A 9859-nucleotide genomic window follows, 5' to 3' on the forward strand; every position below is an offset into this window, starting at 1 on the left:
GAACCGGGCCCGCGAACGCCCCGTCGGAAAACACAGCAAAACCGACACGATGAAGGTCGGCGCGGACAGGCAGGCACCATAAACGCCAAGCTTAGGCGGATTCTTCGCCCGGCACCTTGGCGAGCTGCACACCACGCAGGCTGAGCAGCACCAACGCGACGCACCCGCAGGCGATCGCGATGTCGGCGACGTTGCCCACGAACGGGCCGTAGTCGATGAAGTCCACAACATGCCCGCGGGCCAAGCCGGGCTTGCGGAAGAGTCGGTCGCCCAGGTGGGATGCCGCACCGCCGAGCAGCGCGCCCAGCACGAGCGCCCAGCCCGCAGAGGCCAGTCGGCGTGCGGTGTAGAGGATGCCGACCACTGCCGCTGCCGCCACCAGGGTGAACACCCATGTCGCCTCGGTGCCTATGGAGAACGCGGCGCCGGCGTTGTACAGCAACCGGAAGTGGATCAGAGGGGGGATCACGGCGACGCGCTCGCTGTCGGACAGCGCGGAGACTGCCCACAGTTTGGTGAGCTGGTCCGCGAGCAGGACCACCGCCGCCAGCATGAGCATCATGCCGTACAGCCGGCTTGAGCCCCGTTCCAACCGCATCATCATGGCCTCCGTGCGTATCGATATTCCGAACCAAGATTCCCTGAGACTATCGGCCCCTTCTGAGGCGTCTTCTCCGCTTTCCCAGGCGAAGGTCATCTCTACGCTCCACGCGTGACCACTGAATCCCCGTGCGCCGCCACGCATCTCTTGCGTGAGCAGTTGGCCGAAACGAACCGCCTGGGGCAGTCTCACGCTGTTCCTGGCCGCGTTCGCCGTTTTCGAGAGTCAAAAGTACGGCCTGCCGACCACGGCCGCGGCGCTGGTGTTCTTACCCGATCTGATGCGGCTCGCCGGCATCCGCCCGCCCGGCACGTTCAGGCCGGAACCATGCGTGATGCCTCGGCGGGCGATCTCGGGTGTGACCCCGCGGGCCCGGACGGGGTGCCGGTAGTTGTCGAAGTCGTGGCCGCGGTCGGCGAAGAGCCGTCGGCGGCGGTGGCGGGGCCGGCCACGCAGTCCGCGGATGCGGGGTAGGGCGTCCAGCAGTGGCACGGGCTGGGTGGCGGCGTGGCGGTTTTCGCTGGTCAAAGAGACAGCAAGTGGGGTGGCGTGGCGGTCGACGATCAGGTGGTGTTCACTCCCGGGCCGGGCCCGGTCCACCTACAAGGGCGGCTTCGGCTGCTACCCGCTGCCGTGCTTCCTGGCCAACACCGGCGAAGCCCCGGCGGGACGACTCCGGCCCGGGAACGCCGGAGCGAACACCGGCAGTGATCACACAGCGGTCCTGGACGACGTCCTCACCCAGGTCCCCGACGCCCATCGGTACGGCACAGACCTCCTCATCCGCGCCGACTGCGCCGGATGCGCCAGGACCTTCCTCGCCCATGTCCGCAGCCTGCGGAGACGAGGAACGGGAACGTACTTCTCCGTCGGCTACGCGATGAGCGAACCAGCCCGCCGCGCGATCCGGGCCCTCCCGGGCCGGCTCCGGCACCCGGCCCTCGACCAGGACGGCAGTCTGCGGGCAGGGGCCGAGGTCGTCGAGCTGACCGGCATGGCCGACCTGCCGGGCTACCCGACGGGCACGGAATGATCGTGCGACGCGAGCGTGCGCATCCGGGCGCTCAGCTGTCCTTGTTCGACCAGCGCGAGGGCCTGCGGCAACAGGCCCTCCTCACCGGCACCCCGTTCTCCGGCGGTGGCTCGGCGCAGTTCCTGGAAGTCCGCCACCGTGGACACGCCACTGTCGAGGACCACATCCGGACAGGCAAGACCACCGGCTTCGACCGCTGCCCTTCCCGCGGCTTCCAGGTCAACGCCGCCTGGCTGGAACTGTCGCTGACCGCGATCGACCTGCTCGCCCGGATGTGGGTCCTGCTGCTGGACGATGAACTGGCCGATGCCGAGCCCAGGAAACTGCGCTACCGGATCCTGCATGTCGCAGCCCGTCTCACCCGCGGCAGCCGCCGCCGACGACTGCGAGTCTCCGCGACCCGGCCCGGGAGACCCGAACCGACCACGGTCTTCCGGCGGCTCGCCGCCCTGCCCCGCCCAGCCGGCTGACAGCTACCCGCCTTATCCGCCCACGGCCTCAAGGACCACGGAGAACCCGACCACCGCGCCGGGACTCCGCCATGCCCAAGAGACAGAAGACACCTCGAACATCCAGCAGTTGGTGATCAGAGACGTCAGGTCATCGCAACCGAAACGGCGAGGTTAGGGAATGACACGGTTCCTCAGGTTGTGGGGGTAGGGGCCTTCGCCGTGGATTCTCAGTTCCGTGGCCACGTCGAAGCTGTAATAGGGGTGTGAGGTGAAGTAGCTGTCCAGGTTGGTGCCGCCGAAGCAGATGAGATCCGATCCACCCGCCGAGTTGGGGCCATTGCAGAGGCTCAGCGTCGGGTACTGGAACCCGTCGAGCGGGCGGAAGCCGGTGCCACCGGGGCCGGGAACGGGCAGGTGGCCGACGAGCCCGCCAGGGTCGCCGGGCCAGTTCGACTCGCCGGGCTGCCGCCGGCCGTCGGCGAACAGGATTCCCTGGATGTTCCGGCCGGGCGGTTCGGTTTCCAGGACAGTGCCCGCGACGAGGGCGCCGAGGCTGAATCCGACGATGTACACCTTGGTGCTGAGGTCACACCCGTAGGTGACGTAGAGGTTGTAGAGCGCCGTCCTGAGGTTGGCGACACCGGCGTCGACATCGGCGTACAGGTTGATGTCGTTGGCACTGTTGGGGTAGGGAATGCGCACCGGGTTGGCTCCCTCGGGAGCGAGAGCCGGGTCCAGGAGCTTCTGGGCCCCGCCGTCCTGATAGCCCGGGACCACGAACATGACCGGCCCGCAGGGCTGGGCAGGCCGTGCGGGAGCGGCCTGGGCCGTACCGGCCGACCCGATGATGGTGCCGGCGACACCGGCGATCGACAGGACGATGGCCAAGAACCACCTCTGTCGCGGCGGTACGAAGCTTGTCGTCACGTTTTCTCCTTTCGATGGTTGCGTCCGGTGCCGGCCGGGCTACGTCAGAGACGCCGACTGGGCGGCGTTGTAGACGGCCTGTTCTTCGTCACCGAAGTGGGTGGAGCTCATGTTGGGGCCCTCCTGCCAGCCGAGGACGCCGATGATCTGGCCGGGGTCGTCGTAGCGGGAGAAGACTCCGGCCTGGAGGCCCGCGCCAGTCGTGGGGTCGAAGTCCTGCAGCACGGCGCCGCCGCTGCATCCGGGCGACAGGGCCCCGGGCATCACGTCGCTGTAGTAGACCGGGTCGGCCCGGGTGGTGCCCTGGGCGACCATGAGGTTCCGGCCGTCGAAGGTCCGCTGGAGCTCCGGGGAGACGTGGCCGGGACGGTAGTAGTTGCGTTCGTTGATCGTCGGGTAGCCGAAGATGTGGTCGGTCTGGTTCTGCGGCTGGTTGAAGCCGATTCGCTGGGCGCCAGTGACCTGGCCGATCGGCCGCGGGTCATCGGGGCTGGCCACCAGGACCGCGGCCATGTCGTGCCCCAGCAGCCAGTCGGCGCTCTGGCTCCAGGTGTTGGTGAACCACTCGCGGGTCACTCCCCAGACCCCGTACGGGGCGATGTCCTTGCCGGGGAGCGTCGTACTGGTGGTGTGGCGGGGCAGGTTCGCTCCGTTGAATCCCGGGACGAAGGCCATGTTGGTGACCACGATGTTCCCGAAGCCCACGTCGACCGGGGTGTGGACGCGCAGGCAGTGGGCGGCGGTCACCACGACGCTCTGATTGGCGCTGGCCACTACGTTGCCGGAGCACGCTGATTCCGTGACGGCACCATTGTCCAGGTTCTTGTAGGCCATGAAGAACTTGCCCGCGGTGCGCGAGACCAGTCCCGCCTCCCGCGGCCACGGCTTGCTGAGGTTGTCCCAGCCGCCCGGGGGCGGGGTGGCGTCCTGGTCCTCGTGGTTGAGGCCGACGGAGGCCATCTTCGCGAGGGTCCAGTGCTCCACTTCGGCCCTGAGCCTCTGCTGGTGGTCCGCACCGGCCGGGACCAGCGGAAGGAGCTCGAACGCAGGGACATCGGCCCGTGCCGGAGGCGCCGAGACGAGGAGTGCGGCCACCAGTGCGAGCACGCCGAGCAGGGGCGTTCTCGTGCGTCTCGACAGCATTCCGATGGACAAGGTTTTTCCTCCTTGAGGGTATGGAGGGAGCCGGTTCCGATGACGTCGGACGTTCTCCGCGGCCGGCCCTACGGGTTGGTGGTCACCTCGAAGCCCGCGCCGAAGACACCGGCGGGAGTGGCGGCGTCACGGGCACGCAGGTCGGCGAGGATGTTCGCCGAGCTGGTGTACAGGAAGGGCGGCAGGTTCACGGTGATCCCCTTGATGATGCCGGCCCAAGGGCCCGATGCCTGGAAGCCGTTGGCCTGGGAGGGGAGATCGGTCCCCGGTACGTGCCAGATCGCCGGCCCGCCCGAGTCGCCCTTCATGTTCACGGCCGGCGACCGGTAGACGCCGACGGCGTTGTCCATGACGGTCCCGTACCACACACCCGTCTGGCCCGACGTGATGATCTCGTTGCTGCCGGTGGCGAGCAGCCGCTCGTTGTCGAGCGCGGGGTTCAGGGCGTTGGGGCTGGCGGTCCCGCCGGGGACCTTCACCTCGCCCGTCTGCTTCAGGTACGGCCCCTGTGAGGAGAGCGTCACCTGCGGGACCAGCTCGATGACCATGTAGTCCTTGGTCACGTGACCCGTCTGGGAGCCCTCCGGGTCCTTGAAGTAGCGCACGTATCCGATCGGGCCGAACCCGGTGTCGGCCCGGTCGTAGACGGGGGCGACGTTGTCGTGGATCTCGCGGTCCGCGTATGTGCCTTCGGGGTCGCTGAGGCAGTGGCCTGCCGTGATGGCTATCTTGTGACCGTACTTGTCGTTGCCCACCGCGCCGACCGTGCAGAAGAGATCGGGCGCCGACGGGCTGAAGATGATCTGCATCGCGTTGAAGACCCGCTTGCCCGGCTGGGCGTGGGCGGCGCCGGTCCCGACGGTGCAGAGGACCGCCAGGCTCAGCAGGAGGGTGCACAGTCGCTTGATCATGTACGTAACCCTGTCTGTCGGGAACGGGAGAGGTCAGGCGGACTCGAAGGCCGCTTCCAGGCGCGGCACGAAGTCAACGAAGTCCTGCGCCCAACAGTCGTAGCTGTGGCCGCCGTCGCAGCTGCCCCAGCCGGAGCCGTTGCCGTAGTCCACGTAGTGAGAGGGGTATCCGAGTGCGTCCAGGTGGTCCTTGGCGTGCTGTGCCGCCGACCTGACCCAGAACTCCGGGTCAGTGGGATCTCCCCTGCCGTCGCCTGTGTACAGCGAGATGCCCATGCCGGCCAGGCGGTCCATGTGCGTGGACGGGTCCGCCTCGTTCCAACGTCGGTCGGCGTCGAGGATCGGATACGGCGTGCCGAAGATCGCGTCGCTGGACACCGCGGGCCCGAAGTCGAGCGAGCAGGTGGAGTCGCTGGAGCCGCAGAGCGGTGCGCCGATGTTGGTGAGTGTGGCGACCACGGCCGCCCGCATGACAGCGTGGTCCCTCGAGAGGTCGACCGCGCCGGAGAACGCCCCGACCTGGCTGAACAGTTCGGGATGCGCCTGGGCGTAGTGCAGGGAGCCGAAGCCGCCCATCGAGAGGCCGGTGACGGCCCGCCCCTTCTTGACCGCGATGGTGCGGAAGTTGGCGTCGATGAACGGGATCACCTGGTTGATGTGGAAGTTCTCCCAGTTCTGCGCGCCGGCGGCGGTCTCCTGGTCGAGCCAGTTGGTGTACCAGCCCCTGCGGCCGCCGTCCGGAATGACCGTGATCATCGACTTGGCCGCGAGGAGGGCGGGATAGGCGAGTCTCGGGTTGCCCGGGTCGTCGGAGGCGCCGTGCAGGAAGTAGAGCACCGGGTAGCGCTTGGTGGGGTTGGCCGTGTAGTCGCCGGGCAACAGGATCCGGATGCGGTGCTCACCGGCGGCCTGGGCCGTCTTCACGGTGACCACGAAGTTGGTGGCGGAGCCGTATGCGGAGCCGGACTGAGTCAGACCGTAGCCGTCGGCCATCTCCGGCGGACCCGAGGGCAGTGCGTGCGCGGAGGGCATTCCCAGTAAGAGGAGGAGGACGGCCGTCACGGCGGCGACTGCTGCCCTCGCGCGCGGGAGCCGGACTGGCAGGACTGGTCTCATCAGGTGTCCTCGGGGTGGGCTGGATGCCATGGAACCGTGGTTCAGCCGGACACCGTAAATTTTCACCGCAGTGCCTCGCCCAGCGCCATACCGAGCCGGTGGCGCACTTGGGCCACTGGCACACGTGCGCCACCGAGCAGTAGGCTACGGCGGCGGGGCGGGCCGATCCTGGTACGGGTGAAGGGAGAGCCGTGCGCGACGTGTTGGACCCGGATTCCGACCGCGGGCGCGTCTACCGATCCCTGGTCGGTCACCCACGTGAGCCCGTCGGCCGGCTGGCGGCCCGGACCGGGCTGGGCGAGACCGTTGTGCGGGCGGTGGTGAAGGAGCTCGCCGCCGAGGGCATCGTCATGACGACGGACGCCGGTAGCGGGAAGGAATCCTGGGAAGCGCTGCCGCCCACACAGGTCGTCGAGGTGCTGCTGCAGCGCGATGCCGCCCTGTGGACGGCCCTGCGCCAGGCCGGTACGGAACTGGAACAGCTCTACCGCTTCGCCAGGAGGGACGCCGGTCACTACGACGCGCTGGAGGTCGTCGAGGACGCCGCGCGCGTCCTCGCCGTCAGCCGGCAGCTTCAGCAGTCCGCGCGCCGCCAGCTCCGGACCATCGACGTGCCACCGTACTCCGGCACGGTCGACCACTACCTCGGGCAGGAGGTGATCCAGCGTGAGCACATGGCCGCCGGAGTCGTGTACCGCACCATTTACCACGGATCCGCGTTCGACGACCCCATCGCGGGGCCCAACATGGCCCGCATGATCGAGGCCGGGGAACAGGCGCGGACACTGGACGACCCGCCCATGAAACTCGCCATCGTTGACAGCGAGCTGGCAGTGGTCACCCTCGCCGCCGACGACCACCCCGGTGTCGTCTCTCTCCTGATTCGTCCGTCCAGTCTCTTTCGGGCGCTGTCCAACGTGTTCGAGTCCCTGTGGAGGCTTGCCGTTCCCGTTTCGGCGACGGGCACGGGTACCCAGATCGACGCCCGGGACCGCCAGATCCTCACCCTCATGGCCAGCGGCGCCACCGACGACGCGATCGCCCGACGCCTGGGCATGGGCCGCCGCACCGTTGTACGCCGTGTCTCCGTCCTCCTCGCCAGGCTGGGCGCCACCACCCGCTTCCAGGCCGGGGTCCAGGCGGCCCGGCGCGGCTGGCTCTGAGAGAGCGTTTAGTGTGGGTGAATTGCCCCCTTATGCGCAAGCCTGCCGTTTCGCTTGGGCACGGCGGCTGGCGGGGCAGGAACGCCAAAGTGCCTTCCTTACCTGGAACGACGAACCTTGCCGAGGGGTTCTGCCGGTCCAGGCGGAGGGCACTTGACCCGGGGAGTGCGGGCGAGGCCCACCCTTCCACACTGCGCTCGGCGCGGCTCGTTGTGGCGGGGCTCACTCCACCCGCGGCTCGCCCGCGGGTGCGCCGCTGTCCGGTTCGCGCGCTGGGGCCGCGCCAGGTGCGGGCCCTTCGTCGGCCGGGGCGTCCGCCACCGACGGCACCACCTCCGGAGCGGGAATCGAGCGGACCAGCAGACTGACCGCGCACGCCACCGTGGTCACTGTCATCACCAGGTACATGACCCGGTAGTCCAGCACCCCGATGAGTGCAGCGCCGGCCGTGAGCGACAGGGGCTGCGCCCCGTCCTTCGCGGTGTTGACCGCGGCGTTGACGCGGCCCTGCATGCGGGCCGGTGCGTACAGGTGCACCGCCGCGCCCAGCAGCACGGCCACGAACGGCGGGCCCGCACCGATGAGTGTCGTCCCGACGAGGAAGAGCGCCACATCGCGGGGGACGCACAGCAGCAGCCCCACCGCGACGAGTCCGTAACCGACGCAGCTGGTACCGATGTCCCCCAGCCGCCGTATCACCGTCCCGGAGATCAGACCGCCGAGCGCGGAACCGGCACCCTGGATCGACGCCATGACCCGGACGAAGGCCGCCGGGCGGCCCAGGCCGTGATCGACGGCGGCGAAGGCCGCGGTCTCCAGCATGCCGATGCCGCCGAGGAAGACGATCACGCCAGGGTTTGGCTGGTGGGGACCCGACGGAAACGTCCGTCTCGTCGTGGCCACCACCGACCCGGCCGCCCTTCCCCCGCAAACCACCTGGTACCTGGCCACCGACCTGCCCCGCCCCGGCGGACCCCGCGAGGCCGACAGTTCCGATCCGGCCGCCGACCTGCATGAAGCCGTCCGGATCTACGGCATCCGACACTGGATCGAGCAGAGCTACAAGCAGATCAAGGACGAACTGGGCCGGGCCGACTTCCAGGTCCGTTCCGATACCGCCATCCGCCGCCACCAGACCCTGGTGAACTGCGCGGTCTCGTTCTGCTGGGAGACCTGGTTCGCTCAACCTCCCGACCGGGAGCCCGCCGTCGTCCCCACGGCCCCGCCGACTGTCACAGCTGTGGGGCCGGCTGAGAGGGGCCCCAGCAGACCCCACCAGCCCCAACCGGCCAGCTGGCCGCAGGCGATTCGCGCCGTCCGTGCCTGGCTCGACCCCTGGACCACCCTCCAACGCTGCTGGCGAGCCCGGAGCAACGCACCCCCGCCACCCGAACTTCAAGCCCTGATCAACGCCGTCGGCGCAGGCCACCCACTCGATCTCTACTCCCCGGTCCAACAAACCACCGCTAGTGCTTCCGCCACACAGTGACGTGTGCTTCGAAGTAGTCGTACTCGCGGGGGTTCTGACGCAGGACGCATGGCTCGTCGACCTCGGTGACGAGGTCGAAGTCGTTGGCCAATAGCGTCTTGACCGCCTCTTCGCTAGGTGTGGCGTCCCGCGCGGACCCCAGCCATGAACCAGGGGCGCTGTACTCCGGGTACCAGGACCACGGGCAAGCGATCATGAGAAGTCCGCCGCTGCGCAGAGTCCGTTCCGACGCGCCGAACTGTTGCAGGCAAAGCGCCGGATCGGCCACCCGGTCCACCACATTCGACAGCAGCACGGCGTCGAAGGTGCCATCGACCGCCTGCAGGTCCGCGCCATCGCCGACCTCGAACTCCACGTGTGCACACGTATCCGCGTCCGGGAGCCGCACTTCGACGTCCTTGGTGAACGGCCCCTGCTGCACGATGCTGAACACACCGCCCCCACCAATGGTCAGGGCCTTGGCCACCTCGATCGACCGTCGGCTGATGTCCACTCCGACCACTCGGTCCTCGACCCAGGTGCTCAACGCGTGGCTGACCCCGCCGACGTTGCATCCCACATCGAGCGCGGTACGGACACGGGTACCGGTCGACTGGGCGCTCGCCCGAAGAACTTCCGACAGCCGGCGAGGAAAGCCGTGTGCTGCGGCGAGCGGATGATCGGCTCTTTCGAACACGTCGTCGACCACGCCGTAGTGCATCAGTAGGTATTTGGAGATCTCCCGCGCCCGGTCGTACTGCGAAATGTGCGACTCGGGTTCGAAGATCTCTTCGCTCTTGACGAGGATCTGGGGCACGAACATTTCTGACTCCTTGGACGACACGGAAAGTCACCAGCAGATGACAGATCACGGACGCGGACCGGTCCGACGCCGGAGTACTGGCCGCTCACGGCGGGGTTCACTGAGGTGTGTGGCCAGGTCGGCGATGGTGGGGTGTTGGAAGAGGGTGTGGATGGTGGTGTGGGTGTTGAGGGTTGTGTTGATGCGGTTGGTGAGGCGGATGGCGAGGAG

General features: G+C 68.4%; 12 protein-coding genes and 1 pseudogene. 4 read left to right on the forward strand and 9 right to left on the reverse strand.

The window, feature by feature from the left end; translation table 11 throughout:
- Positions 1-91: 91 nt before the first annotated feature.
- Complete coding sequence (locus ACIOMQ_RS41180) at positions 92-793, reverse strand: signal peptidase II (protein WP_402192845.1); 702 nt, start codon at positions 791-793, stop codon at positions 92-94.
- Positions 794-916: 123 nt separating this feature from the next.
- Positions 917-1201: pseudogene (locus tag ACIOMQ_RS41185) on the reverse strand (transposase); the annotation flags it as partial.
- Here ACIOMQ_RS41185 and ACIOMQ_RS41190 point away from each other — a divergent pair.
- Entirely contained in the window at positions 1146-1634 is a 489-nt protein-coding gene (locus ACIOMQ_RS41190) for a hypothetical protein (protein WP_362212742.1), read from the forward strand. The pseudogene ACIOMQ_RS41185 and the gene ACIOMQ_RS41190 sit on opposite strands and share 56 nt — an antisense overlap.
- 2 nt (positions 1635-1636) lie before the next feature.
- Positions 1637-2104: a transposase gene (locus tag ACIOMQ_RS41195; RefSeq protein ID WP_401760204.1), complete on the forward strand. Its 468-nt coding sequence runs from the start codon at positions 1637-1639 to the stop codon at positions 2102-2104.
- A 153-nt stretch (positions 2105-2257) separates the two neighbouring features.
- Here ACIOMQ_RS41195 and ACIOMQ_RS41200 read toward each other — a convergent pair whose 3' ends face one another.
- The 4 genes from ACIOMQ_RS41200 to ACIOMQ_RS41215 all read right to left on the reverse strand — a co-directional run bounded on the left by ACIOMQ_RS41200 (position 2258) and on the right by ACIOMQ_RS41215 (position 6195).
- On the reverse strand, positions 2258-3013 hold the full coding sequence (locus tag ACIOMQ_RS41200) for a hypothetical protein (RefSeq protein WP_401271618.1): 756 nt from the start codon (positions 3011-3013) through the stop codon (positions 2258-2260).
- A 39-nt stretch (positions 3014-3052) separates the two neighbouring features.
- Entirely contained in the window at positions 3053-4168 is a 1116-nt protein-coding gene (locus ACIOMQ_RS41205) for a hypothetical protein (protein WP_362212750.1), read from the reverse strand.
- A 68-nt stretch (positions 4169-4236) separates the two neighbouring features.
- A complete protein-coding gene (locus ACIOMQ_RS41210; protein WP_401271616.1) occupies positions 4237-5079 on the reverse strand; it encodes a hypothetical protein in 843 nt (280 codons plus the stop codon).
- Positions 5080-5112: 33 nt separating this feature from the next.
- Positions 5113-6195: an alpha/beta hydrolase gene (locus ACIOMQ_RS41215; protein ID WP_402192847.1), complete on the reverse strand. Its 1083-nt coding sequence runs from the start codon at positions 6193-6195 to the stop codon at positions 5113-5115.
- A gap of 191 nt (positions 6196-6386) precedes the next feature.
- Here ACIOMQ_RS41215 and ACIOMQ_RS41220 point away from each other — a divergent pair, with 191 nt between their 5' ends.
- A complete protein-coding gene (locus ACIOMQ_RS41220; RefSeq protein ID WP_362212759.1) occupies positions 6387-7358 on the forward strand; it encodes a LuxR C-terminal-related transcriptional regulator in 972 nt (323 codons plus the stop codon).
- A gap of 222 nt (positions 7359-7580) precedes the next feature.
- On the opposite strand, the gene ACIOMQ_RS41225 is transcribed toward ACIOMQ_RS41220, so the two are convergent.
- Positions 7581-8207 (reverse strand): MFS transporter, encoded by a 627-nt coding sequence (locus ACIOMQ_RS41225; RefSeq protein WP_402192850.1) that lies wholly within the window; start codon positions 8205-8207, stop codon positions 7581-7583.
- 46 nt (positions 8208-8253) lie between these two features.
- Here ACIOMQ_RS41225 and ACIOMQ_RS41230 point away from each other — a divergent pair, with 46 nt between their 5' ends.
- On the forward strand, positions 8254-8847 hold the full coding sequence (locus ACIOMQ_RS41230; protein ID WP_402192852.1) for a hypothetical protein: 594 nt from the start codon (positions 8254-8256) through the stop codon (positions 8845-8847).
- Here the strand turns inward: ACIOMQ_RS41230 and ACIOMQ_RS41235 are convergent.
- Both ACIOMQ_RS41235 and ACIOMQ_RS41240 read right to left on the reverse strand, forming a co-directional pair.
- Positions 8825-9649, reverse strand: coding sequence for a methyltransferase domain-containing protein (locus tag ACIOMQ_RS41235; protein WP_362212765.1), 825 nt, complete (start codon positions 9647-9649; stop codon positions 8825-8827). The two genes, ACIOMQ_RS41230 and ACIOMQ_RS41235, sit on opposite strands and share 23 nt — an antisense overlap.
- Before the next feature lie 45 nt (positions 9650-9694).
- Positions 9695-9850, reverse strand: coding sequence for an acyl carrier protein (locus tag ACIOMQ_RS41240; RefSeq protein ID WP_362212768.1), 156 nt, complete (start codon positions 9848-9850; stop codon positions 9695-9697).
- Positions 9851-9859 lie beyond the last annotated feature (9 nt).

The organism is Streptomyces sp. NPDC087845, assembly GCF_044742755.1.
Classification (GTDB): Bacteria; Actinomycetota; Actinomycetes; order Streptomycetales; family Streptomycetaceae; genus Streptomyces.